Raw genomic sequence first — 23,205 nt, forward strand, 5'->3', positions numbered from 1 at the left:
GCAGGTTTAATATCAGCGGCCTGCTCAGCTGCAAGCTTTTTCGCTTCACGCTGAGCGCGCTGTTCTTTGGTTAATCCGGCCATTGGGCCTCCTGAAAAGCAAAGGGGCCGAAGCCCCCTGGGTTAACCCATAATGATGGCGGAATGGCGTGGCGCCACGGATGCTACACCCCATGCCAGACCCACTTCGTAACGCACCTGACGATACTGGCGGTACAGCGCCACCTGGAAGGTGATGCCAGATTTCGGGTCAGTCACGTTCATGACGTCATCAGCAGTATCGCCACCATCAGGCATCGCCGGGGTACGACTGGCCAGCAGGAATGCCCCGCGGTCAAACGCCATGTTCGGGGTGAACTCACTGAGTACGGTGACGGCCGTTTCGTCTGCCAGGTCTTGACGCAGACCCGGAGAGCTGATGGTGATGCTCGAGGACGTGGCTGCGACGACCAGATACTTGTTGTCGTCACCATCAAACTTCACTGCGGTGCCAACCGCAATACCACCAGTTCCGGCGGAGATGGCAATGATGATATCGCCTTCTTTTTTTGCACCGTTGACCTTATAACCCGCGGCGGTGCTCTTCGAGGTGCGCTTGATGCTGAATGACTCATGGAGATTGAAGCCCATGATGCGGCCGATAACGCCTTCACGCAGCAGCTGGTCGGTTCCCGCTTCATTCGCTTTGAAGAGGACGGCCTGTTTACCGCGGATGGACGCCATCGCTTCGCCGCCAAGCACCATACGTAAATCGGTAGTTGGCGCGCCATTATCCGTGAGAATCTGACGGGCCAGAGCAGCATCAGACAAATCGTCTTTAATGCTGAACGGGGTATCCTTCGGCGTACCAACTGCGCGCGAGGAGTTGAAGTACAGCGCGGCCAGATCAGCATCAACTTCGTTAGCAAGAGCACGAAAAGCCTGTTTGAACTGATCTGCCAGGATGGTGTTGTAGGTTCCTGCTGGGCCAAGTGCCAGCTGCTCTTCACCATTCCATTTCACTGGGGCCATTTTGGATTTGGTGATTTTTACATCCACACCGCCGATAGTCTGGTCACCGGAATTAGGTGCAGACGGCCCTGGAACGATATCTTCAGTGGTGGCCGGAGGCGCTACTGGTGCGCGCACGGTCTGGTCTTTGGCAGCTGCATCTGCTTTCGCGTCACGCGACACCGCGGGAATAAAACCAGTTTGCTCGCGGGACACTACATCCAGCGCGGTATAGATGGTCGGGATCAGACCAGTGAGGGTATTACCTGCCATTTATGGCTCCTTTCTATTTAATCGACGATGCTGACGCCATCTTTCAGCGCTGATTGCTTACCAGCGGCATCCAGGGAATCAAACGCATCGCGTTTCATGGTTTTTTGCCCGGCCTGGTGCTGCGACTGGTGAGAACCGCCGCCGTTGTTGCCGGACGCTTTGAGGATGTAATCTTTCTGCGGATGCGACTCGACCAGGGATTCCAGCGCTTCATCAAAGCTGGCCAGCTCACCGGGTTTGGTGCGAGAGAACACCTTATTGCCCTGGCCGTCATAGGCCACAACCTTGCCGTCTTCGATTTTGAAGTTCTGCCCGAAGTACGAACGCACAAACTCTGTCGGGATCGCCATCTTTTCGGAGATGTACTTAGAGCCACCGAAGCGGCCGCCGATCATCTCGTCGTAGAGTTGAGTTTCCAGCTGCTGGTTCTTGCCGTTCGCCTCGTCCAGCTGCTGTTGGAAAACTTTGGTGATTTCCGCCTTTACCTGGTCAACGGCACCAGCATCGATCAGTTTTTTCTGGTCGATTTTGGTCATCATCTCCAGGGCTTCGAGCGCCTTGGCCGGGTCAGTGATGCCAGAGAATTTCGCGAGATTGGCTTCCGCCGCTTCCTTCGCTTCACGGTGTGTTTTCGCCTCGCCATTCAGAGAGGTGATTTTGGTCATCGCTGCGACCGCATCGAACGGGATCTCTTTGCCATCATCGTGGATGTACACAGGCATACCGTTTTCAACGACCACATTTCCGTTAGCATCAAGTTTCAGTTTCATTTTTTTTGCTCCAGCCTTCCGGCCATACGTAATGGGTCATCCGACCCGGGCACCGCATCGCATCCGCTCAGCGGCAGGCATAAAAAAAGCTGCCCAGAGGCAGCCTTGATTTGAATGTTGTAATACTCAGAGCTTGTTGATTATTTGCTCTGCGGTTTTTGCGTCTTCTACTGGCAGGTCACCTGATAAGGCATAGGCAATCATCGCAATCATGATGAATTTGCGCTCAGCCTCAGTCAGGGTCACAGTTTTGTCTTTCTCGTTTTGCATGGTTAACCCTCAAACGCCAACGCATCAACGCGGCGCAGTTCGTCCAGGGTCAGGAACTCCCCGGCATCGTTGAACATCTCCGGCACCGTGATTTTACCGTCACGCAGCATCTGCGCCCGGGTAACGCCCAGAACCTGCTCCTGCCGCGCATACGGCTGCCGGGCAAGCCAGTCTGCATAACTGGTATGCGCTGGCACCTGTCCGTCCATAGAGGCGCGCGTGGCGCTGCTCAGCGCTCCTGGCGCTATCTGCAACTCCTCCCACGACTTGGTGATCAGGATTTCGCATGAGCGACAGCAGAAGTGGATTTTGCCGGGGCCGCGAAGATACGGCACCACATGCCCCAGCGGCTTACCATCGAGCGAGTAGAGTTTTCGATCCCTGACGATGCACCATTGGCTGGTGTGTGTGTCGAGCGTAGACGACCACTGCTTGGCCTTAACGATATCGCTATTGGCCTGGGCGAACTCCTGGCGCGCCGTGGCGGCCATATGGTTCACCGCGGTGCGGGTCACCACAGCCAGGTCGCGCCGGGATGCGTTGATCACCCCGTCTTCACGATTGAGTTTCGGCGTGCCGGCAACGCGCCGGACAATCTGCTCTACCGTTTCGCCCTGGAGGAGCCCGGAGCGCACAGCGTTGGTGATTTTGTCCAGCCGATCCGATTCGAGCTTCTTGCCCCACTCTTTCAGCAATCGCCCCTGGAAAGGTTGAGCCACTGCTGCTGCGTATACCTGCTCGGGCGCGATGCTCTGGAGCGGCACATGCTTGAGGATTTGCTTCGGTATGATGCTGCTGAACAGATCTAACTGATAACCCGCCTCATATTCCACGTAGCGCTTCAGCTCGCGCACCAGCGCAGCGTTAACCGGTTCATATGCCTGTTGGTTCAGTTCACGCACGCCAGCCAGCAACGATGCCAGGCGGCGGGCGCTGTAGGTATCAGCGCGCTTTCCGTCCAGCAGCACCATCAGCCTGGCCGCCAGGTCTGAATCCATCTTATTCAATAGCGCTATCATGCGCCGGGTAACGCCCGTGCCATAACGGGTCACATACAGCCCGTGAGCCAGGGTCTCATCCTGGATTCTGTCATTGACGGAACGGGCCATATCACACCTCGTCCGGCGGCGGCTCTGTCAGCGAGGCCGATTCAGCCAGTAACTCGTTCAGCACCTTGTCGGGGTCTGCATCGGCATCAATAAGATTGAGCTTTTGCAACGCCTTAATCGCATCGATACGGCGGAGATCGCCACCCTGGCGAAGTGACTGAATAGCCAGCGCCGCAGGCGGGTTAAACTCTTTCGACTCTACATCCAGCTCGGTGCGGACATCTACGTTGCCGCCCTCCTTCTCGCCGATGTACTCAGCCATGATTTGCAGGATGTTGTCGAGCGCATCCTCCAGGCTGGTTGCCATGGTGTAGAGTGGGGACTGCTCCTGCATCTTCTCTTCCGAGGTCTGGTCGACTGACTTCGTTGAAGTGTTATCGGTGCGCAACAGCTTGGCGCCAGCCTGGCGCATCTGTTCCACAAGGTCGGTCAGTGACTCTTTGCCAGCCCCGATAGAGGAGCCGGTATGCTCGACGTACTCGAGGCCCTGCTCCTGCCGATTGTTAAAACTTGCCGCAGAGGATGAGCCAATCACCAGCTCCTGCCCTTCCTCGAGCCCGAACACAGTCAGGATCGGAACCCGGGCAACGTGCAGGATGTTGTCCTGCTCGCTCTGGCTCTGCCAGTGCTTCACGTTCAGCAGAGCCATGTTGAGCAGTGGCGGTGAGCCGCACATGAACCCGGTGCGTTTGGTATAGAGCGTCACCAGTGCGATGTCCCGGCGAGATGTCTGCCATCCTTCGAATAGCGCCCAGTTCGCCGCGCCATCGGCATCCTTCGATTTCCGATAGATTTCCACCCTACCTGGCGTCAGATAGCGTATCTGCTCGACTTTCGTCTGCCCGAAGTCGTCACCATCTTCGATGACTACCTCTTTGATTCGCAGTTCAGTCAGAATCACTTTTCCGCCGACCATCTTAGACTTCCAGCCGATCACCTGGCGCGGGTTCAACATAGTTACATACGGGCGTGCGCCGGTAGCCTTTTCATCCGCTTTGGTCTTCACTTGTTCAGCGTCGACCCGCGGGTAATCCACCAGCGCGTGTGATACGCCGTACTGCATCGCCAGGCCGAAGAATGACTGAGCCCAGACATCAAGGCGTGTACCTTCCAGGTCGATGTTCTTCGCATACTCGCGGAGCTGGTCTGGAACATTCTCGGCGAGCTTAATCGGCTCGGCGAAGACACGTCCGATGTTCTGCTTAATGGTCTCTTCGTAGGCTGGCAGAAGCGTGGCCACAGCGAGGCGTTTTTTGTAGTCCTCTTTATCTTCTTTGGGCCAGCGCGGGAGATAAGCCTCGCCCAGTTGGCGCATATACAGCGTGCCGCCCATCAGGGCATCGTTGATATCCCACGCCTCGACCATGTTCCCATAGTCCAGATTGGGGGTTGAAATATCAGGCATGGGTTTAGATCCGTAGGTTGGTGACTTTGCCGGTTGGTTTACGGCGGTTTGTCTTCACGACTGCGAAATAGCGGAATCCATCAGAGCCGTGAGAGGTTTTGTCATGAAGTGGTTTATCTTTCCAACAGCCGCGCTTGTCATCCCACTCCTTGCGGTAGCCCTCAAGGTGGGAGATCCCCTCAGCGCATCTATCTTCTGCAAAAACACACGAAGGGAGTATTTCACGGACTGACTCAATGCCGGTATCGACCGAGACTTTCGGCACAACCTGGAAACGCAGCGAGTATTTCTTCCCGTCGATTTCGTAACCTTCACGAGCAAGCTCACGGCGTGATTTGGCATCGCTACCGAACTCTCTGTTATCGATATCGTGTGGCCCCCAGTGCTCACCGTAGGTGTAGCCCCGGTCTTTCAGCACCTTCATGTAATGCCGCAGACCCTCGCCTGAGTTCTCGTAGTAGTCGATGATGTGGAACTCTTCACCGACCTCGCGAACGAACCAGATAGCCGTGGAGTCGCTAACACCGATATCCCAGAACGTATGTACCGGGAGATGCGAGTTATCCGGGATTTTGCCGATTCGCTTGTTGGTGTAGAGCCATCGGAACTGTTTGGCGTAGTACGCGCCTTCGACCGACTGCTGGAACGCCTCGGCCGGAATGGTCGGGTATTCGCGCTTCATGTCGTCGCCGAGCGTTTTCTCTTTGGCGTGATACCAGGCCTTCTGTCTGTCATTAACGGCTACACCATGCTTCGCCTCCATTTCGGCGAAGTAATCGACCAGGCGCTGCGGTAGCGGTTCTACCGGGTCGATGGCGTACTGCGGGTTCTTCCACCAGGAGAAGAAGAAGAACTTCCAGTCCAGCGCAGATAACGGTTTGCCCTGAAGCGAGGCTTTCTCGGCCGCCTGGCAGTAATCGAAGAAGTATCCCGCCCGGCCCTCCGCCGTGCTCTCGATGGTAGCGAAGCATCCGGTTGATACCGCCTCAAACGCACCAGTGACGATCTCGCGGGCTTTATGAGGAAACTTGGCGCATATCTTCCCGAACTCAGAAACGTGCAGGTAACGCAGCGTACCGCCACGAAAAGATGTACTGACATAGAGCGAACCGCCTTTCTTGAATACCAGCTCACCAGAAGAATCATTGCTCGCCGGGTTCGCTGCCCTGATTTCCTTCGGCAGCTTGTCGTATGCGTACTTCACCTTTTCGCGGAACAGGCGCTTTGCGTCGTTCAGCGTGTGTGCGATCAACGCGCATTTCGCCGACTCGAACAGGGCCGCGTCGAGCTGGATGATGCACACTTCGGTCGTGAAACCGAGTTGCCGGGCTTTCAGGATAATGTTGCGGGTGTGGATCCCCTCGAAGTATTCCCGCTGCTCAGGGGTCATCCTGAAACGCGTGGGTTTACCCTCTTTGTCGGTGATCCAGTAGAGATTGTTCAGCCGCCAGTCTTTATCGGCCAGCAGCTTCAGATGCTCAGGTTTCATTACGCCCCCTGAGAGAGCGAATCCATCAGGTCAGACAGTGCGTCAACGACCTTATCCTTTTCGCCTTCGTCCATGCCGTAAGCCTGTCGTTCGAGGCCAATGAGATTCTTCAGGGTCTCGCTCAAGGCCTTCATCGATTTGACGCGCTCCGGCAAGCTGATGATGGTGTGATAAAGTTCGTTCAGCCGGTCACGCCCGTTTTCATCCGGGCACAGCATTAACTGCCCTAAAGTACGCAGCGCCTCAACGTCTGCGCACTCGGCCTCGAGCTCATCAAACAGCGCGTTTGCCAGGGTTCTCGCCCGGCGGATGTCGCCGCGATGCTCCATGCGGACGTTAGCGATTACCTCGGCAGTGGCCTCTATCAGTACGCGCTCAGATAGTACCGTTTCGCTGCGTACCTGCTTGCGTACCTCAGCTTTGCGTACCAGATCGTCAGCGCGTTCTTTCACCTTCGCATTAAGGTCACGTGACCATTCATCACGCTTGGCACGCTTACGGATAGCGCCTTCACTTATGCCATGCTGCGATGCAATTTCGCGGAGGGACATCACCCCGGCCCGGTAAGCCGATTCGATAGCCTCCCAGTCCGGTTTTGCCATAAATTATCCTTTGTAATTCTCGGGTTTTGCATGAAACTTAAGCGAAACAATTTGTTGAGGTTTGCAGATGAATAGAAGCGAATGGGAATGGTGTCTAAATAATGATGACTCTCTTTATTATTTCCCAATCAATCACACCGTAAAGGGAAACTACAGAATTCATTTTGAACTGAGTGGCTCTCACAACCTCAGAGTTTCTGACGCTGCTCTCGCAGGGAAGCCCGTTCTTCTGTTCGAATACGTTGATGAGGATGATGACCGTCCAGCCATTATTGGATTCATTGAAGCAGATTCCACTATCGAGTCCATGATTGATCATCTCAACAGCATTGACAGCATTTACCACGAGCCGATATACAAATCCGTGTATGAATGGGCGCTACAACTTTTCTATCGATAGCCATACTCCATTACGATGGGCCTGCCCATGGTGATAGTAACAAAAAAGCCACCAGCATGTGCCAGTGGCTTGGATGAAAATCAGACATGTTGGATAAGAGACTCGTTAAGCGTTTAAGCTGATAATCTTTAGTACAAGCTTATTCATTGGGTTAGCGTGATCTGTAGCGTGTAATTCATCACCAACTTTGAGTGGTTTCAAATCAAACGGTTCTTGCCCATAGTGGTACATCTCATTGTTATGAATCACCTCCCCCACTAATGTGAATACTTTTCTTCCATCATGGAATAGAGAGATAGCCCTTTTGGTACCATCAATCTTTATGCTGTACTCACGAGAGAAATGAGCATGATGTAGACAATACTCGGCATGACCACTATCAAGATCATGGAGGTATGTCACTGCTCTGTTCCCTACCGCTGTCAATGTAAAAACAGAATTGTTGTCGGAGTTTAAGTCCGTTAAAACTACTGTACCTGTAGACATAATGGCCTCACCAATTTTGTGTGAGGTTATTATGAATATCCAAAGCTAAAAAAAATAGCTTAATCAGACATATCACAATTGTTGGGGTAATCGTTCCAACCCCAACTCTTGGTGTGATGACATCGATGCACTCACCCTGTCGCAGTTCGCCCGCCACGATTTGTTGTGCGTCAGGATGGCCTTCTTCGTCTGCTTATTCAGCACATCCCAGTCATTGTCCGTTCCGTAAATGGGCTTTACCCAGTCACAGCCGGTATCGACTACTTCAACCCTTGCGGGTCCAGTTTCCACGCAGCTCGCGATCAACATCGTCATCAGGCAGGCGGTTAACAGTCTGCTGTACATTGCTGGCCTCTTTGGTTACTTCTACCCGGCGTTCTGCTGCTGCGACCGTTGCCGCTGCGTTGTCTTCAGTACGCTGCTGATCTGCTTTTGCTTCTGCTTTGCTTGAGCCGCGAATATGGCCCAGGCCGAAAGCGCCAGCGATTGCGGCAATGAGTGCAGCAGCAATACCAATAAACGTTTCAAATCCCATAGTGACCTCACACCAGCACTGATTTCGCCAGGTTAAACAGGGCGCGCCGTTGTTCCAGCCCGTTGCGTCCGCCATTGATAAGCAGTGTCACGCGCTCCACGTCGCCGGAATGAAGCAGGCAACCGCGGGAGGCATAGAACCATGCAGCTGAGCGGGCAGCGTAAACATCCTGCTCGAGCACTTCCGGGTGGGCCACCAGCTCCAGCTTGAGCGCCATGCCGCAGCTGCGATAGTTGCTGAGCCCGGTGATCTGCTTCAGGCCGCGACCTCGATATTTCCAGCCATCACCAGCCCCCTGGTTACCCAGATTCTTTTTGCCCCACTCACCGCCATAAACCAGATTGGCGATCGCTTTCTGGTTGGCCGGTTGAGTTGCCGTTCTGCCGAGCGTGGCGGCCTGCTGGGGAGTAATGCGGTGCCGGCCGAATGTGGGTACCAGGTTTTCCGCCGAATAGTTCAGGTTTTCGACCAGCCGGGTGAAGCCGCCAGACTCATGGCCCATCTGCGCGATAAACATTGCCTGATCGAGCGGCGCGATTATGCCGTATTCCCTCATGGCGGCGTCGATATGCGGAAACCAGCGCGCAGCTAACCCGGCGCTGATACCAGCCGCCTTCTGAAATTGTGTTTGGTTCATTAGTGCCTCAGATGATCAACCAGGCACGCAACGTTGCCTTTAACGGCCACCAGCACGGAAAGAAAGATGATGTTGGCCCCAATAGTGGCCCATGACGAATCAGGATAAATCCCGCACAGGTAGGCCAACGGCACAGCGCTGTACGTGACAGTAATCAGCCAGGCTAAGCGCGAAACCCACGGACGGTGGCGCGAATCACCACGGCGATAAAACATCAGGGTAAGCACAACTCCTGAGCAGAGGAGCGCGTTGATAGTTGCTGATGGGTCATTTAGTACCACCTGAACCTCCCCGGCGCGTTATCAGCGCCACCAGCGATCCGATGTCCTGCTTGTTCAGGAACGTAAGGATTTGAACGGCCAGTGCAGATACAATCACGGCACCGATAGCATCCAGCGGTTTATCGCTATATTCCGTCCAGGATGCGAGTTTTGAACCAACCAGGCCGGAGCCAAGAATGCCGACGATATAGGACACGACGAAATAGGCCAGCCGACGTAGCACACTTAGGTCAGCTGCTGTCGCAATGTAGAATACGGCGCCTGCGAATGCACCAAAAACAACACCGTAATCAGTTCCGGTTAGTAGCCCGTAAACACTGGCTCCGGTCAAAGCTAAACCGGCAAACCCCGTGCCGGAAATCGGATCGGACATCCGTCCCCCCTCATTGCTGTGAATCCTCTCAGTAAATTTGAGGGGAAATAAAAAAGGCCACCAAATGGTGGCCTAGATTTAAGAGCGGAACACTTACTGGCGAGTGAATGTAACGTTATCGAATGAGAACACTTCTCGAACACCGGCAGTATTCGTATAAGCGCGAGCACCACTCATAAGGATTTTGGAAGGATTATTCGAAGAACAACCAACCCATGAGTCAAAAATAACATAACCCCAGTTCGAAGGACGATGGCGACATGTCACTCGCACGGCCAGAGATAATTGTCCCTGTAGGTAATCCCAGCCCCCGTTAAAACCCACTGTTGCATCATAGGTAATATCACCCACAGGTGTATCAAGCGCTGTAAAAGTACCTTCAAATGTACCGTTATTTACATTCACTGAAGTAACAGTGAGTTTGTGTTTACCATCTTCACTAACAAAAACACCCGTTGATAAAGCCATATATAACCTCGGTATATTGAGAAAAAACGACATAAAATCGATTTTGGAAAACAAAAAAGGCCGCCCGAAGGCAGCCTTATTAAAATGATTACGTTACCTACATCGGAACGCTTCAGGGATGGAGGGATTGTCTCCTGAACGACACGACGGGCACCAAGATTGAACTATGTGGCGACCATCCCCCATATCCCTATAACCAAAGTCTTCAGTTTTATAAAACACATGAATCCCAGCATCTACTGAGCACTTCGGACAAGACTTACAATCAACACCTCTGTGTACAACATCCTGTGAATCGTTCAGAGAACATCCACAGACAGGACAACCCTTCCCCATCAAACAACTCCTTCTGATAGCTAAAAATTAGCTATAGCAAAGAGTTACCGATATATCATTGACACAGATCGATTTTTGAAAGGTAAAACAGATTGTTAAGCCCGTAGCTTAGAGACCACTCTTAACAGGTTACGATAGTTTTTGCGTACGCGTTAGCCTTTGGGTAAGATTCTATAAAAATACTTACAAAATACGGATTTTTGCAATGGCTAACTTGGATGCATTCAGCAGAGTTATTACACACCATAGTGTTACTATCGATACCCGATTCCGTACACAAAAAATTGATGAGAAAGTAAAAGCGCAATGCATATGCCCTGTCCCTGAAATGTCAGTACTTGCACGGCAAATGACAGGTCTAAAGGGGTTAAAACATAGTTACGAAAAAGGTGACGTTGTACTGACCCTCCAGGACATTAACTTTTACACCACCCGGCAGGATAAAATGTCGACTCATCTAGGTATTCTTGTCAACGCTGTTGATAAAAATGGAAGTACGACAGTATTAAAGAACATTACTACCGATACCCGGACCGAAATATCACCTAAGCATGAAGAGGGTGAAGGCTATGAGGTATCATCTCATATTGTTATCGCACTAAATGGTCACATGAGAACTTACGATATGAGTTTCATGCCTATCCCAGGCGTTTCTTCAGCTCGTATGAATAGTTTTTTAGATCGTATCCTTTTCGAAGTTGCTCGCAGAAATGAAGATATTTATACCTGCAACTCCGTTACAAACGAAGTTTCCGAGTCAACAAAAGAAAAAATCAAAGTATTATACAAACCCGTATTTGAAATATCAGGAAAGCTTGATCAAGAATTATTTAACAAGATTAACAGTGAAGGTTTATCTGATGTAGTATTAGTTAGAAATGAATTTAGAACAATTAATGCCCCTGATGTAAATGCTGCTATTGTTCCCCGTGAAAGCACTTTGAGAATTGTTCCCAATCATGGCCCAAATGATGTTTTAGGTTGGATTAGAGGGGTGTCCAATTATTTCAAAGAAAATAAACATGGCGGGTACAATCTAATAAAAGTGAAATTCAAAGAGCCTGAAACTGGTGCTACCAGACAAGTTGACCTAGACACTTCCAACATTCGATTAGATGGACTTGAGAAAACATTCATTAAAAAAAGTATTTTAAATGGATTTTCATCGCGTTTGAAGGACTCATATGATAGTCTTAACTTAGAATTTATTTCCAAGATCATTGAGCGCATGTGAGGTAAATATGATTAATGTTTTTTCACATTTACTAAAACCCTTTGGTTATCTACTTATTAAAGGTATCAGTGGAAAGAGAGCCTACGATTGGTGGGCTCCCGCTTTTCTTACAATCATTTCGGCCGCATATTTTTGTTTACTCAAAGTTCCCACAACTGATTTACTGAAGGAAGGTGGGTTTGTCAAATCTGTATCTTCATTCATTTCAAATTTGCCGGGGTTCTATATAGCAGCATTAGCTGCAATCGCAACTTTCAATAGAGAGCAGATTGACTACCCTTTGATTGGTTTGAATGGCACGCCTTTTATTAAAGTCACAAGAACGAAAGAGAATGGCAAGACCGTCGATACGCAAGAGAAACTTACGCGCCGTCTATTTTTATGCATGTTATTTTCTTTCCTCACAGCACTAAGCATATGCATATTAATGTTCAATGCATTTGTTACACCGCTAACAAATGTTCTAAACAATGATATAGTCAATTGGTGCTATATCATTGTTTTCTTGTTCTTCACTTGGCAAATGCTAGTTTCAACATTCTTTGGATTATATTATCTTGGTGATCGAATCCACATCAACTAAGTCATTACCGCGGGGTTTATAGACATTACAACTCCCTCAATAAACCCCATAGCCGTCTGCAACTCCTTTCTGATCGTCCCATCAGAACACTTCCGCTTTTTGGCTATCGTTCTCAGTGAAATTCCAATCACGAAATGGGCGATAACAAGCTCATACTCTTCTGGCTTATACTTCCGCAAACGCGCAACACAGCCGTCAATCATGATTCCTTCATCGTCATCACATTGCTGACGTGACTTTTTACCGTGAGGCAGTAAACCTTTAAAACCAGCAGCTATTGGTTGCCAGTCGACTCCACTGCTATCAGCTGCAGCCCAAGCTCCCCATCGATCCATTACCTCATACATGTCACGCATTTTTCTCTCCAATACCATCGATAATTATCATTCCGGTTTCACCCCAGATTTTGGTAACCCGTCCGTCCCAGACATGGCTATCCTCGTCAAACACCGCATCCAGCAAAGCTTTTTCCAGGTTGTCTTTGTCTGGCTTTTGTTGGTGAGGCCGGCCGACATATTGCGCCCGCTTTGCCTTACTCCAGCTCTTTGGCATGGGGATAACGAACGTGACGTGATAACCAGATTCAGGCAATTTAACGCCCCGTAGCCGGATCTGTTCTTTGTATGCCCAGTACGCAGCTGTTGCTGGCCGTTTATGCCAACGGTCTCGCTGTGTCATGCGGGGTTTGCCAATCGGCGTAATTTCATAGATTTTCATGCAGGTACCACCAGCCCGCGGCGGGCAACTTCGATCACTGTCAGAACAATCGCGCGATCCATAAGCTGCCGACGCTCTCCCCTACTCAACTTGTTCCCGTTATCGATGCTGTCGTGGCAGCAGATGCAAAGCGCAGCCGTCGCGCAGTCGTCCGTTTTTAATCCCATGCCCTTTCCCTCGTTGCGGTGAGCAACCTGTGTTCCCCAGGCTCCGCACAGGACGCACCGCTCTATCTGACCCACTGCCGCGAGCCATTTTTTGCTGCGATAAATCGCCATGCTCACCCCCAGACCTTCTGACGGAATGACCGCGGCGTACGTTCCTGCCGGCGCGCCTCCGGCAGCCGGGCGCTGACGGTCCAGGTGAGATAATCAGGGTTAAGGCTTCGCTCTACCTTCACACCGCGGCGCCTGTATTCCGCCATGAGCTCTTCTGCCTGCTGCGTGGTGCACTCGGTGTGCTGGAACCATGTCTCTTTCATCGGCATCACCCCGCGAAGCTCATGAGCTGCGCAGCGGCGTTCTCGGCCTCGCGCTGATCCCCGAATGCCCGTGACAGGATCCAACGCCAGAGGACATCGAGCGCGGCTTTGTAGAGCTGCTGAAACTCAGTCTCGTCCATATTGGCGAAAGCAATACTGCGGGGATATTTGCGGAGGGTGCCGTCAGGCAGCTGGATAGCGTCGAAGTGCCCGGCCTCGATTGTTACCCAGGCGCGGTAGGCATCAAAGGATTTGCACAGGCTGATGCCACTGGAGATACGACGACTGCCCACCTGCTCGAGGTATTGTTCAGCGGCATCCAGCAGCGCGCCTTCGTTCCCGCCGTAAGACGCGAGGAATTTAGCGTAACCGGTCACAAGCTTGCGCTCGTTGGAGGAGATCGCGCCGCCCGTTGGCTCCCAGTATTCGAACCCGAGATTTAGAAGCGCGAAGAAGCGGCGATGGAAAGCCGGATTGCGAACCTGTTTGAAGTCGGCCACCAGCACGGCGCCGAGCTTAATTTTTGATTGCAGTAAATCGCTGGTCTCCGGTGTGGCGGGGATCAGGATTCCTGAAGACTGCTTGATGAGTTGTAACTGCGCCATGGCATTCTCCGTGGCGCATCGATGTCAGGTTATCGGTTGTTCAGGCCGATATAAACATTATGCTATTCAGGAAGTAAAAAGGTCAATTTCTGGCGGAAAACTCCCTGATAATCTCGACCAGAGTTTCACGTGATATAACGTGTTCATCCCTCTGGAGACGCTTATAGCCAATTTCAACACCACTAAAATTGACCAGCATACGATCGCCAGGATGGAGTTTAAGCGAGCATCTGGTAGCACCATCTGAACGCCTCACAAGATCGTAATATTCACCTCCATCGGAATACACCTCAGCCACATCAACCCCCTTTTTACTATCACCTAATTTACCTTTGTCGGCAGTGAAACCCCCCTTCATGAAACCAAGATAAAAAATGGTTTGAGTCTCCATTTTGTCTACCGACGAAAAATTCAAGCTTTTGCTGCACCTATGAAACATATAGCAAAACACTGTTTATTTATACAGCATTTGTTCATCTGGCTTAAGTATGCATGTTAAATACACCTTTGCGCAAGTTCATTTATCTAATTGATTTAGGTAATTTTTACAGCTACTTATGCTTAAAAAACGATCGTTATTATTAACAATTCTTTCAGATTAATAATGCTGAGTTAAATGTCTGATTCCGATACTTTCACCTACCCCTAATTGGGTAATGGCAACTGTCTTGGGATATTCAGTCATAAAGGCGGGTAGGGATAGGTAGAGAAGTTGTTGCTGTATGTGTCATTTAAATAACACGTTCATAGTTCGCTATGATTTCCGTTTGTAGGTACCGAATGCCGCGGGTTTGCGGCATCCATGATAGTATCAGGCGGCTCTCACCTTGAGAGCACAAAGTTCAGGGAGATTTGCACGCACTAGCGCTTCAGCAAACGGCGGAGGAACCGCATTGCCACAGCGAGCTACCTGCTTATCCTTCGCATACTTCACGCCGCGGAAATCACGATCGATGATGTACCACTCTGGGAAACCTTGAGCGCGATAAAGCTCATGTGGTTGAAGCATTCTCATACCGACATCAACGATGCGATAAACCACGCCCTCAATGGTTACCAGGCCAGTGCTGTCTTCGCCACAGTACGCGCGCAGGAACTCAAGAGCCTGCTGAGCGCGCAGCTCGTCATAGCCCTCTGTTGCCAGGCTGGTCTCAACCTTCCCGACATGCAGGCCGCCCGCGGTTAACCCTGGAGCTGGTGCATCAACCACCCGGCCATCACGGCAGGTGCCGCGAAGCATTATTAGGTGAGAGGTTACCGCGGCATGATGATCAACCGTTGTCACTGAATGCATCGGCTCGACCATACCCACGCCAGCACCCTGGTAATTCCCGCCATAGTGCTTCACCAGATTCGCAGCCACCAGCCCGAACTTGCCGCCACCGGCGACGACAGTGCCTAGTGGCTTATGCAGACCTGGTACGCGAGGCTCCTGCCCAGGGCGTTCACCATAGCCCATCTGAATCAGTGTCGTGGACACCAGCTGTGATTTGCCGCCCCCGCCGGCGGTGATCGTGGCGCTCGGTTCGTCGGCCCGGTGCCCGATGCTGGCTCCGAATTGCCGGGCGATCACCGGCGCGACAACACATGCGCGGGACTCTTTCAAAATGGTGTGCATGGGTTTATCCAGTGGGCGTGGCTTCGCCTGGTACTCACTGCCGCCACTACCCGCCAGGAATGGTGCCAGCTCCGCCTCAACGACGCCCAAAGCATGCCCATTTCCGCCAGGACGTACTGATGTGCCGGCGGTGACCGTTGGCACCGGTTCGGTCACCGGCTGCCCGGTCGCTCCGGTGCGGAACTTTGTCAGGTGCGGAATCGCAATCGCATAGCCATGCGTTTTGGTAATGGTCTGCAATGGTTCCTCCAGCGCCTGGCCGCGGAAGCAGTCGTATTTACCTTTCGTGGTGGTGTGGTTGCACTTCACGATAAACGGCGAAGCGCTATCAATAACGAAACGCTGAATGCCGCGGGCGATGCGCTTAAGCGTGTTCTCCGCCAGCGGCTTTTTGCGGTCGAAGATGGACTGCGCCGGAATTGACCAGTCGATAAATTCCGCCGCGGTGCGCCATGGCGCCAGCTTGCCGCTCTGCACTGCTGGTGTTTTCGGGTCGCCATGGGTCGGCTCCGGCCAGGTCACCGGGACACCATCACAGCGCATCACCATGAAGAATCGCTTCCGGATGGTCGGCGCCCCAAAGTCGCAGGCGCGCAGTTCGCGGTAGTCAACGGCATAGCCAAGCCCGGCAACCAGCTGCTGTGCCTGCACTCCGTCAGCGGCAATACCAAGAAACGCGCAGCACTCCACCAGTGCCGGATGATCGGCCGGGATACCGCCAGATAGCATTCCGCAAAATGCCTCAAAGGTTTCTCCGGCCCGGCTCGGGTCTGGGCGTAGCCCGCCATCAGCAGATGCGATAAGCGGCCCCCACGTTTTGAACTCCTCCACGTTCTCCAGCATCATCACGCGCGGGCGCACCGCCAGCGCCCAGCGAATGACTATCCACGCCAGACCGCGAATCTCTTTCTCCACCGGCTTCGAGCCTTTTGCTTTCGAGAAGTGGCGACAGTCAGGAGAAAACCACGCCAACCCCACCGGGCGGCCAGCGGTTGCCGCGACCGGATCCACATCAAAAACGGATTCACAGTAGTGAAGCGTGTCCGGGTGGTTCGTAGTGTGCATCGCAACGGCGTTCGGGTCGTGATTGATAGCGATGTCCACACTGCGCCCGATCGCCAGCTCAATTCCCGTGCTCGCCCCGCCGCCGCCGGCAAAGTTATCAACAATGATTTCTCTCACGCGTATTCCTCCATGGCAGTTGCCAGCGACCGGGCCGCGGTGACGATGACCGGCACAGGCATTTTCTCAAGCCACATCCGATTGATGTGATGCTTAAGGCGGCGCTGGTGATGCGCTGGGAGATCCCCAGCGTTATCAATCTGGCAGTAGACCATACCGACCTCGGCAGGCCATACGGTATCTGGCATGTCCACCAGCAGCAGGCTTTCAAGTTCAACTACACGATGGCAGGCATATTTGAGCAAAGGATCCACTATTTCACCTCCTGCTGCGGTGCTGCTGCGATCATTGCTTTGTATACTCGTGTAACTTTGTCCATTCCAGAATCAAAGGCTTGCATTCCAGCAGCCCATTGATTTGTTGTCGGCTCAACCGGCACCATCACCCAGCCATCCGGAATAACCGGAGAGTTGCTGCTGCGCGATTCGGCGTTTTTTGGCAAAGAATCCAGTGCTGGCGCGGTCTGGATGGCGCAGCGCGACTCGGCGTTTTCGGCAGGCAGCTGTATGGCGGCGCGGCCATGCCACCCTTCCCACATTGCCGCCATTATCATGAACCAGACGTTTCCACAGCCAGCCTTTTTGTTATCAAAGAACCAGTCCGCAAACTCTCGGCTCATGCCGTTCTGCTCTGCTATTTCGTAGCGATTATCCATTGCTTTTCTCCTGGTCCAACATGGCGGCGCGGCAGGCGTTCCAGCCCGCTTCATACCCAAGATTTGTAGGTGTTGGCACGGCGGCTACATATTCATCAGGCACAGATACCGGCGATGGCGGGGCGGCGTATAGCGTAATGCATCCTTCTCCAGCCTCGGCATACACAGAGCATGATTCGATATGCCCTGACCTTAAGAGCTCAGCGTATTCAGCGTCGATGTAGCCAGCCGGCGGGGCTTCTAGCGATGCCAGCACGATACGCGCCAGCTCCTCCGCTTCTTCTGCTGGCAAAACAACGTTGCTGCCTGGTCCGTATGTTTCGCTCCATGATTGGATTTTAAGAAGCCGTTCTTTGGTGAACTCCATTACTCATCCCCCATCAGTTCGGCGTAATTGATAAATTCACCGAAGCACTGCAGTTCTGCACCAGCCATGAAATATCCCAACGCCGCGCTGCGCTCCGTATCGCTTTTGAATTCTGCCAGCGGATAGCGTTCGTAGAATTTGTTTATGAGGTGCGCCATTTTCAATTCAGGCGCCAGCGCCTCCAGCTCAGCAATCCGCTTCTCTGCTGCTCCAAGCTTTTCACGGTTCGACTCCGCAGTTTTTCTCCACGTTGTGCTGATTCGCTTTTCTGCTTCCAGCACATCCAGCAGCGCCAGCGCGTCAAGCGCTATCTGCTGTATAATTTCTACGTCTGCGTTACCTAACTGGTAACCAGCCTTCAAGTCAGCAAATGATTGCACGGACTGTTTGTCGATGATGCTCAGTAAATTGCTCATGCTCGCGCGCTCCCGATAATTTTATGGATCTGATAGCCCTGCCAGTTCTGGCGACACATGTCAGCGATACTTGGCTTCTGACGCGCAACAGGCATCGGCTTAATGCGCGCTTCTCCGCCTGGCTGCATCACGTAGACCGGGTGGCGGCGCTGACCGATGTTCTTCACGGCGCCAGCGGAAACGAGATGCTCCAGCAGGCGACAGGCCTTTTTGCTGTCGCAGCCCAGCAGCCGGCGAACCTGACGCGGGGTGATCTCGCCACCGTGCTGGATGGCGCGAATAATTGTCCAAAGGTTGTTACTGGCCATTGCGCGCCTCCGGATTCACCAGCTGGTTGACGAGGCTTTTGTGCCGACCAACAACACGAACCGCTTCACGCAATTTCTCCAGGCTCGCCAGCTTGTTTCTGGTGCGGCGGATTTCGCGGGAGATCACCCGAGCTGTCGGAACGGTCTGAGCAGTAACGCGCCCTTCGGTGAACGAGGGGATCTCACTGATAATCTGCGCAATATCCTTCGGCTGCGCGGTAGCGGTTAATTCAGACTCAGCACTGACTACAGTTACAGATTCAGCTGCCGCAGGTTCTGCATCCGGTTCTGTCGTCGGCGCCGGCAGCGACCAGGTTACGCCTTTACCATGCCCGTTCTTCACCACAAAGCCCTGGCGCTCCAGCGCGCGGAGTACAGAGACCATCCCCCGGGCATTACGATTAGCGGACGCGGCCAGCGATACGGTGGTCATTGCCCCGTTATCGCGCAGCTGCTGGCGGATGACATCGGGATCAACCACCTCCGGCTCCTCACCTTTCAGACGCGGGGCCTGACTCAATGAAGTTTTTGGCGTTGATTGTTGTGGCTGTTTTGTCACGGAACCGATGAACCAGCCGCCGTCGGAGAAATCACACAGGCCCTGCTCGCGCTGTTCGCGCAGCATATTCTGAGCTTCAACAGGCTCGATATTCAGACGGGCTGCCACTTCGCGGTATGTCGCCCGCCCCATTTTTTCCAGTGCTTGAATTACTGTTTCCATGGGAACTCCTATTAAATAAATCCAGCGCTTTTGCGTTGTTCGTATTGAGCCTTCAGCATTTGTGCTGGCGTAGGCCCGCTTGATTTGGCGGGTGCGGCGATTGCACGGCGAACAGGTGGAATGGGCTTACCTTCAGAGACACGTTTCTCCCAGCCTGCGAGACATTTTGCGGCCGCCTGGTGCAGCTCCTTCTCTGTCATCTGGCGATCGGTACTCTGGCGGCGAAGCTCAATACAAATGTGATAGAGAACCGGCGCTGGCCATGGGTATTGCTCGCTGGTCGGATAGCGGAATACCAGACGGCGCCACTTCCAGTATTCGGACATCACTTCGTCAACCGTAATGCCCAGCAGGCAGATTTCCTCTTTGCACCAGGCAACGAACTGACCCGGTGAAGGCAGGAAAGGTTTTTCCTGGCGGCGTGCCACACGAAGACCAGCGCTCACCTGATCCATGGTGGTGATGCCGTTTTCACGGAATGCCAGCACCCACTGGCGGCGCAGTTCATTGAATTCGGCCTGGTCGTTAAAGCTGTGCAAGCTGGCCGGGAACGCGGCGCGCAATGCGCTGAAAAGGGCGTTAAAAATTTCGGCTGTCTGCTCAACCTGCGGGCGTTCTGCAGGCGCTTCGGGCATACCGTTTGCGATACGGTGGAAATTCTCGCGATCGCAGTTCATCAGCTGCTCAGAAAGACTTTTCATCGAACACCCCGTTTATCCAGTCTGTGTTGTTGAAATCGATCTTGCCCTTCGCAGTGGGCTTCGTTTGTCCACCGCTGCGCAGGCGCTTGGTTGTCAGTTCGTCCCACTTCCTGCGCAGGCTTGATGGGCTCAGGATGTTGTCTTTCCAGAAATCATCCTTGTTGGCCCATTTGAACAGGTCGCAAATCTCGAAGTGAGTACGGTTGTCCTGCACGCGCATCAGACGGATGGTGTTAGCCCATTCGACCCACTTCGGCTCGTTCAGGCTGGAATTAACCGTCAGGCGCAGGGAATGAATCCAGCGAGCGGCTTTGAGATCGTCAGCAGTTCCCCATGACTTACCTGCCGGCGTGTAGATTCCGTCAGTAGCTTCAGGGTGACGAGAGAGGAATTTTTGAGTTGCCTCGTTTCGGGATTCTTCAGAATTCCGAGACGAAGAGATCTTATTATTTATATTGTTGTTATTACATTGTTGTTCATGATTCTCGGTGAAATGCTCGGCCTTATTCGCGGGCAAATGCGCGGCATACCCTCCGCAAGCCGCGCCACTGCTGGCTTCGTCATGCGCGGGGTAATGCGCGGGGAATTGCTCGGGGAATTGCGCGGGTAAATCGCTCACTTTTTGAGCGTATCGCTCATAATTTGTGATGGTTATCACAGTGCCTTTTCGCTTCTCTCCCAAGCGAGAAATCATCCCTTCACGCTCAAAAATATCCAGCATTCTATCCACGGCGTGACGACTACATGGCCTCCCGTCCCTGTCACATAATCTCAGCCCCAAATCGGCCGAGGTGGTTACCAGTTGTCCGGTTTGTAATGGCCATTGACGGCCTTTAAAGTTCGCCGTGTAGGGCTGACGCGCAGCCCCTAAAAGAAGGTTCTCCCACAGCGTGCGCAGGAACACATCTTTCGCCCAGGGCTTCTTCAGTACGCTCCGGTACAACGGGATGAATCCGGTCTTCTGGTTCTCCATCCGGTTGCTCCTGATGGCACTACGTGCCGCAAAATCGGCATAAGCGACATTCGACATGCTATGCCCCTTTAGCCTGGTGTTTAGTACATACGTTTGTCATAATGACCTCGCAATCACGTCGCGTTTTTGCACCCGAAAGCCGTTGGTGTTCGCGCACCGCGGCTTTCACCTTCAATTCGAAATAATTCAATGCGCACCTCACATAACGCCCGGGCTCAAGACCGCGAGACCACTCAGAATCTGAATGACAGCCTCCCCCGGTAGTAGCGCCAGCAGATGCTCTATGCCCTCTCTCACCTCTTTCACCAGCTGGTGCTGTGGCGCCTTCAGGATCACAGCGCGTTTGGCCTCGCTGATTTCCTTCTCCATCGCTGCATAACGCGTCATAAAGCAGTCCTGGGGTACCAAGCGACCGCGGAACTCAAGCGGTAGAACGGCGAGGATCGCGGGTGACAGCTGGCTGATGTTTTTGCGGGCATACTCCGTATCGCCATCGAGCCAACGGAAGAGTTTTTGACGCTTACGGCTCAGGTCTTCGGGAAACGCCAGCCCGGTGCCGCCCTGTCGCTCCCATTCCTCAACGATGATTCCGGCAACGACATCCTGGTTATCCAGTGACGCTGCCCAGGCACGAACGGCGTCACGGATCAGTTCGTGCTTATCTGCCGCGCTTGGCTGATTGCGATTTATCATCGCCGCCGGAGTTATTCCGGTATTTTGTTGATATGAAATGGCGTGCATGGTCAGGACTCCTGATATGGAAGGCCGTCGGTGGGATTTGGATAGGCGCAGGGATCGATTTCGTGCGGTGTTACTTGCCAATCCAGGAATTTACACAGGGGAATGATTCTTTTCTGGGGTACCCCGCTCGCATAGATCCACTTGCCGACAGCTTGGCTGCTAATGCCGAAGTGCTTGCCGATACGAGTACGCGATGCAGCTTTGGTGATTTTTTCTTGGGTTAGTTTGTTCATGTGCTCTCCTTCAATGATGAACGAAGCATACATGACGAAAGTTTATGTTTCAATAAAACGAAAGATATTGTTTTAGTGCTGAGTGAAACCTTAGGTTGTAAAATGAACGTATGAATGAAATAACTTTCCCGACCTTCGCTAGAAGAATTCAACAAGTTATGGCTGAAAATGGCTGGACGAAATCTGACCTCGCCAAAAAAGTCATGCTTTCGCATACGGCTGTTCAAAATTGGGCCAAGGGAAGAAACGTAGCGAGTGGGGAACGGCTGAAGAGGCTTGCTGCTGTAACAGGAAAGCCTGAGCACTGGTTTTTCATGGAGGAGGGGCAGGAAGATACAACGCCCCCCACTTCAGGAAAGTCAGGTGTAGAACTTGACGATAAAGAGCAGGCACTCCTTTCCCTCTTTAACCAGCTTCCAGAGGCTGAGAAGCTACGGCTTATTCTTCATACAAAATCTGTTCTTCATGAAATTGAGCTTCTGAAAAGCGACGTATACGACATCATAAATAGCTCCAAAACATAGCTTAAAATTGCAACGAAACATCACAGCGCCTATAAGGGCGCTTTTTTTTGCCCTTCCGAGAAAGTTTTACTTTCCTCCACTTTACATCTGAAACTTTATGTTGCAGTATTGGATTCATCGACAACAAGCGCACCGTTGTCAGGTGATAAACGTTCCGCTGGCCAGCGATAAGGCAAACGAGGAAAGCATGGCTAAGTTGAGGTTTACCGTAGTGATCTCCGGCAGTAATGGATATCGCACGTATTACGTTAAAGCTAAAGATTGGAAAGAGGCTGACCAGATCGCCATTAATCTCCATCGCAGCAAAGAACCGGATGAACCGGAGCATGAAATTGGCATCGCGGCCGTAATAGCAGGCTGGCCAAAGGTCTGGTAAGGGGGAAGCATGATTGATTTAGCACGCAAACCAGCCCGGCAACAGGCCGTAAAACTGAACTTCTTTGAAGTGATTCTTCGCCGTTTATGTTACCTGCTGGCGCAGAAGGGGAATCCAGATGTGTGATGCAAAGAAATGCGCGTACTGCCGCAAGCCGGTCGAGCAAGGGAAAGAAGTTAAAAACGAACTGCTCTTCATCCACGGCTCGCAGCTGAAACGCGAACAACGAGATTACTGTTCTGTACGTTGCGCTTCGTTCGACCAGATGGCTCACGAAGCATAACGAAAACCCCGCGCAAGGCGGGATTTACGTCCGGTGCCACCGACCAAAGTTACACCGGAATTTA

General features: G+C 52.5%; 36 protein-coding genes and 1 pseudogene. 7 read left to right on the forward strand and 30 right to left on the reverse strand.

Annotated elements, in window-relative coordinates:
- Nucleotides 1-122: 122 nt before the first annotated feature.
- From AB6V08_RS01735 to AB6V08_RS01765, 7 genes are all read right to left on the reverse strand, one after another.
- The gene (locus AB6V08_RS01735) at nt 123-1,262 is read right to left on the reverse strand and encodes a P22 phage major capsid protein family protein (protein ID WP_368540975.1); all 1,140 of its coding nucleotides are present in this window, start codon (nt 1,260-1,262) and stop codon (nt 123-125) included.
- A gap of 17 nt (nt 1,263-1,279) precedes the next feature.
- Nucleotides 1,280-2,032 carry a DUF6651 domain-containing protein gene (locus AB6V08_RS01740; protein ID WP_368540976.1) on the reverse strand — a complete coding sequence of 251 codons (753 nt, stop codon included), beginning with the start codon at nt 2,030-2,032 and terminating at the stop codon, nt 1,280-1,282.
- A 126-nt stretch (nt 2,033-2,158) separates the two neighbouring features.
- A complete protein-coding gene (locus AB6V08_RS01745; RefSeq protein WP_368540977.1) occupies nt 2,159-2,302 on the reverse strand; it encodes a hypothetical protein in 144 nt (47 codons plus the stop codon).
- A gap of 2 nt (nt 2,303-2,304) precedes the next feature.
- On the reverse strand, nt 2,305-3,411 hold the full coding sequence (locus AB6V08_RS01750) for a phage minor head protein (RefSeq protein WP_368540978.1): 1,107 nt from the start codon (nt 3,409-3,411) through the stop codon (nt 2,305-2,307).
- A 1-nt stretch (nt 3,412) separates the two neighbouring features.
- The gene (locus AB6V08_RS01755) at nt 3,413-4,816 is read right to left on the reverse strand and encodes a DUF4055 domain-containing protein (RefSeq protein WP_368540979.1); all 1,404 of its coding nucleotides are present in this window, start codon (nt 4,814-4,816) and stop codon (nt 3,413-3,415) included.
- A 4-nt stretch (nt 4,817-4,820) separates the two neighbouring features.
- Complete coding sequence (locus tag AB6V08_RS01760; protein WP_368540980.1) at nt 4,821-6,305, reverse strand: terminase; 1,485 nt, start codon at nt 6,303-6,305, stop codon at nt 4,821-4,823.
- Complete coding sequence (locus tag AB6V08_RS01765) at nt 6,305-6,907, reverse strand: hypothetical protein (protein ID WP_368540981.1); 603 nt, start codon at nt 6,905-6,907, stop codon at nt 6,305-6,307. Before AB6V08_RS01765 ends, AB6V08_RS01760 begins: the two co-directional genes overlap by 1 nt.
- Before the next feature lie 67 nt (nt 6,908-6,974).
- On the opposite strand from AB6V08_RS01765, the gene AB6V08_RS01770 reads away from it, so the two are divergent.
- The gene (locus AB6V08_RS01770; protein WP_368540982.1) at nt 6,975-7,307 is read left to right on the forward strand and encodes a hypothetical protein; all 333 of its coding nucleotides are present in this window, start codon (nt 6,975-6,977) and stop codon (nt 7,305-7,307) included.
- Between the two features lie 105 nt (nt 7,308-7,412).
- Here AB6V08_RS01770 and AB6V08_RS01775 read toward each other — a convergent pair whose 3' ends face one another.
- From AB6V08_RS01775 to AB6V08_RS01800, 6 genes are all read right to left on the reverse strand, one after another.
- Nucleotides 7,413-7,793, reverse strand: coding sequence for a hypothetical protein (locus AB6V08_RS01775; protein WP_368540983.1), 381 nt, complete (start codon nt 7,791-7,793; stop codon nt 7,413-7,415).
- A gap of 265 nt (nt 7,794-8,058) precedes the next feature.
- Nucleotides 8,059-8,328, reverse strand: a complete 270-nt coding sequence (locus AB6V08_RS01780) for a hypothetical protein (RefSeq protein WP_368540984.1) — start codon at nt 8,326-8,328, stop codon at nt 8,059-8,061.
- A gap of 7 nt (nt 8,329-8,335) precedes the next feature.
- Nucleotides 8,336-8,965 (reverse strand): glycoside hydrolase family 19 protein, encoded by a 630-nt coding sequence (locus AB6V08_RS01785; protein ID WP_368540985.1) that lies wholly within the window; start codon nt 8,963-8,965, stop codon nt 8,336-8,338.
- Complete coding sequence (locus AB6V08_RS01790; protein ID WP_368540986.1) at nt 8,965-9,246, reverse strand: phage holin family protein; 282 nt, start codon at nt 9,244-9,246, stop codon at nt 8,965-8,967. Before AB6V08_RS01790 ends, AB6V08_RS01785 begins: the two co-directional genes overlap by 1 nt.
- Nucleotides 9,233-9,619 carry a phage holin family protein gene (locus tag AB6V08_RS01795; protein WP_017693505.1) on the reverse strand — a complete coding sequence of 129 codons (387 nt, stop codon included), beginning with the start codon at nt 9,617-9,619 and terminating at the stop codon, nt 9,233-9,235. The genes AB6V08_RS01790 and AB6V08_RS01795 overlap by 14 nt, the downstream gene beginning before the upstream one ends.
- A 93-nt stretch (nt 9,620-9,712) precedes the next feature.
- Nucleotides 9,713-10,087: a hypothetical protein gene (locus tag AB6V08_RS01800; protein WP_368540988.1), complete on the reverse strand. Its 375-nt coding sequence runs from the start codon at nt 10,085-10,087 to the stop codon at nt 9,713-9,715.
- Between the two features lie 541 nt (nt 10,088-10,628).
- Here AB6V08_RS01800 and AB6V08_RS01805 point away from each other — a divergent pair.
- Both AB6V08_RS01805 and AB6V08_RS01810 read left to right on the forward strand, forming a co-directional pair.
- Nucleotides 10,629-11,657, forward strand: coding sequence for a hypothetical protein (locus tag AB6V08_RS01805; RefSeq protein ID WP_368540989.1), 1,029 nt, complete (start codon nt 10,629-10,631; stop codon nt 11,655-11,657).
- Between the two features lie 7 nt (nt 11,658-11,664).
- Nucleotides 11,665-12,240 carry a hypothetical protein gene (locus AB6V08_RS01810; RefSeq protein WP_368540990.1) on the forward strand — a complete coding sequence of 192 codons (576 nt, stop codon included), beginning with the start codon at nt 11,665-11,667 and terminating at the stop codon, nt 12,238-12,240.
- Here the strand turns inward: AB6V08_RS01810 and AB6V08_RS01815 are convergent.
- The 17 genes from AB6V08_RS01815 to AB6V08_RS01895 form a co-directional block, all read right to left on the reverse strand.
- Nucleotides 12,237-12,596 (reverse strand): antiterminator Q family protein, encoded by a 360-nt coding sequence (locus AB6V08_RS01815; RefSeq protein WP_368540991.1) that lies wholly within the window; start codon nt 12,594-12,596, stop codon nt 12,237-12,239. The genes AB6V08_RS01810 and AB6V08_RS01815 overlap by 4 nt on opposite strands.
- The gene (locus AB6V08_RS01820; RefSeq protein ID WP_368540992.1) at nt 12,589-12,957 is read right to left on the reverse strand and encodes a RusA family crossover junction endodeoxyribonuclease; all 369 of its coding nucleotides are present in this window, start codon (nt 12,955-12,957) and stop codon (nt 12,589-12,591) included. The genes AB6V08_RS01815 and AB6V08_RS01820 overlap by 8 nt, the downstream gene beginning before the upstream one ends.
- A complete protein-coding gene (locus AB6V08_RS01825) occupies nt 12,954-13,235 on the reverse strand; it encodes a hypothetical protein (protein ID WP_368540993.1) in 282 nt (93 codons plus the stop codon). The genes AB6V08_RS01820 and AB6V08_RS01825 overlap by 4 nt, the downstream gene beginning before the upstream one ends.
- 2 nt (nt 13,236-13,237) lie before the next feature.
- Nucleotides 13,238-13,444 carry a hypothetical protein gene (locus AB6V08_RS01830; RefSeq protein ID WP_368540994.1) on the reverse strand — a complete coding sequence of 69 codons (207 nt, stop codon included), beginning with the start codon at nt 13,442-13,444 and terminating at the stop codon, nt 13,238-13,240.
- Nucleotides 13,444-14,043 (reverse strand): DUF1367 family protein, encoded by a 600-nt coding sequence (locus AB6V08_RS01835; RefSeq protein ID WP_368540996.1) that lies wholly within the window; start codon nt 14,041-14,043, stop codon nt 13,444-13,446. The genes AB6V08_RS01830 and AB6V08_RS01835 overlap by 1 nt, the downstream gene beginning before the upstream one ends.
- 82 nt (nt 14,044-14,125) lie before the next feature.
- On the reverse strand, nt 14,126-14,434 hold the full coding sequence (locus AB6V08_RS01840; protein WP_368540997.1) for a hypothetical protein: 309 nt from the start codon (nt 14,432-14,434) through the stop codon (nt 14,126-14,128).
- A gap of 420 nt (nt 14,435-14,854) precedes the next feature.
- Entirely contained in the window at nt 14,855-16,843 is a 1,989-nt protein-coding gene (locus AB6V08_RS01845; RefSeq protein WP_368540998.1) for a DNA cytosine methyltransferase, read from the reverse strand.
- A complete protein-coding gene (locus tag AB6V08_RS01850; protein WP_368540999.1) occupies nt 16,840-17,097 on the reverse strand; it encodes a hypothetical protein in 258 nt (85 codons plus the stop codon). Before AB6V08_RS01850 ends, AB6V08_RS01845 begins: the two co-directional genes overlap by 4 nt.
- Nucleotides 17,097-17,498, reverse strand: coding sequence for a hypothetical protein (locus AB6V08_RS01855; RefSeq protein ID WP_368541001.1), 402 nt, complete (start codon nt 17,496-17,498; stop codon nt 17,097-17,099). The genes AB6V08_RS01850 and AB6V08_RS01855 overlap by 1 nt, the downstream gene beginning before the upstream one ends.
- The gene (locus tag AB6V08_RS01860) at nt 17,491-17,865 is read right to left on the reverse strand and encodes a hypothetical protein (protein WP_368541002.1); all 375 of its coding nucleotides are present in this window, start codon (nt 17,863-17,865) and stop codon (nt 17,491-17,493) included. The genes AB6V08_RS01855 and AB6V08_RS01860 overlap by 8 nt, the downstream gene beginning before the upstream one ends.
- The gene (locus tag AB6V08_RS01865; RefSeq protein WP_368541003.1) at nt 17,865-18,281 is read right to left on the reverse strand and encodes a hypothetical protein; all 417 of its coding nucleotides are present in this window, start codon (nt 18,279-18,281) and stop codon (nt 17,865-17,867) included. The genes AB6V08_RS01860 and AB6V08_RS01865 overlap by 1 nt, the downstream gene beginning before the upstream one ends.
- Nucleotides 18,278-18,589, reverse strand: coding sequence for a hypothetical protein (locus AB6V08_RS01870; protein ID WP_368541004.1), 312 nt, complete (start codon nt 18,587-18,589; stop codon nt 18,278-18,280). The genes AB6V08_RS01865 and AB6V08_RS01870 overlap by 4 nt, the downstream gene beginning before the upstream one ends.
- Complete coding sequence (locus tag AB6V08_RS01875; protein ID WP_368541005.1) at nt 18,579-19,310, reverse strand: DUF1627 domain-containing protein; 732 nt, start codon at nt 19,308-19,310, stop codon at nt 18,579-18,581. Before AB6V08_RS01875 ends, AB6V08_RS01870 begins: the two co-directional genes overlap by 11 nt.
- An 11-nt stretch (nt 19,311-19,321) precedes the next feature.
- Entirely contained in the window at nt 19,322-20,011 is a 690-nt protein-coding gene (locus AB6V08_RS01880; protein WP_368541006.1) for a replication protein P, read from the reverse strand.
- On the reverse strand, nt 19,995-20,984 hold the full coding sequence (locus AB6V08_RS01885) for a replication protein (protein WP_368541357.1): 990 nt from the start codon (nt 20,982-20,984) through the stop codon (nt 19,995-19,997). Before AB6V08_RS01885 ends, AB6V08_RS01880 begins: the two co-directional genes overlap by 17 nt.
- 198 nt (nt 20,985-21,182) lie before the next feature.
- Nucleotides 21,183-21,725, reverse strand: a complete 543-nt coding sequence (locus tag AB6V08_RS01890) for a toxin YdaT domain-containing protein (RefSeq protein ID WP_368541007.1) — start codon at nt 21,723-21,725, stop codon at nt 21,183-21,185.
- A gap of 2 nt (nt 21,726-21,727) precedes the next feature.
- Nucleotides 21,728-21,958: a hypothetical protein gene (locus AB6V08_RS01895; RefSeq protein WP_368541008.1), complete on the reverse strand. Its 231-nt coding sequence runs from the start codon at nt 21,956-21,958 to the stop codon at nt 21,728-21,730.
- Between the two features lie 110 nt (nt 21,959-22,068).
- Here AB6V08_RS01895 and AB6V08_RS01900 point away from each other — a divergent pair, with 110 nt between their 5' ends.
- From AB6V08_RS01900 to AB6V08_RS01915, 4 genes and pseudogenes are all read left to right on the forward strand, one after another.
- Complete coding sequence (locus AB6V08_RS01900) at nt 22,069-22,482, forward strand: helix-turn-helix domain-containing protein (protein ID WP_368541010.1); 414 nt, start codon at nt 22,069-22,071, stop codon at nt 22,480-22,482.
- A gap of 97 nt (nt 22,483-22,579) precedes the next feature.
- Entirely contained in the window at nt 22,580-22,858 is a 279-nt protein-coding gene (locus AB6V08_RS01905; protein WP_368541011.1) for a hypothetical protein, read from the forward strand.
- A 9-nt stretch (nt 22,859-22,867) separates the two neighbouring features.
- Nucleotides 22,868-22,984, forward strand: a pseudogene (locus AB6V08_RS01910) (hypothetical protein); the annotation flags it as partial.
- The gene (locus AB6V08_RS01915) at nt 22,977-23,141 is read left to right on the forward strand and encodes a YdaE family protein (protein ID WP_236345691.1); all 165 of its coding nucleotides are present in this window, start codon (nt 22,977-22,979) and stop codon (nt 23,139-23,141) included. The pseudogene AB6V08_RS01910 and the gene AB6V08_RS01915, both read left to right, overlap by 8 nt.
- The last annotated feature ends 64 nt before the right edge of the window (nt 23,142-23,205 follow it).

The organism is Enterobacter soli (assembly GCF_964208575.1).
Lineage (GTDB): Bacteria > Pseudomonadota > Gammaproteobacteria > Enterobacterales > Enterobacteriaceae > Enterobacter > Enterobacter soli_A.